We start from the raw sequence: 225 nt of genomic DNA, 5'->3' as shown, positions 1-225 counted from the left end.
TGCAGCTTCCCGTCCCGCGCAGCTTTGCGATCCCTGCCGACACCGTCCGCATGATTGCCCAGGGACGGCGCATCCAGCCCGACGCCCTGTTGGACATCTTTGCGGGCAGCGGCTTGGTCAGCGTGCGCCCCTCGGCCGCGATGCCGGAATGGGGCGGGCCCGGAAGCGTCCTGAACGTCGGCATCAACGATGCGCTGCACGCACGGCTGGCCGAGGTGATCGGGC

General features: G+C 69.8%; 1 protein-coding gene. It reads left to right on the top strand.

What is annotated here, in order from left to right; translation table 11 throughout:
• Positions 1-225: hypothetical protein (locus TW83_RS21635; RefSeq protein WP_045984329.1), on the top strand; the 225-nt coding region annotated here is incomplete at both ends.

The organism is Paracoccus sp. S4493 (genome assembly GCF_000967735.1).
Lineage (GTDB): Bacteria > Pseudomonadota > Alphaproteobacteria > Rhodobacterales > Rhodobacteraceae > Paracoccus > Paracoccus marcusii.
This window is presented reverse-complemented; position numbering and strand designations above follow the sequence as displayed.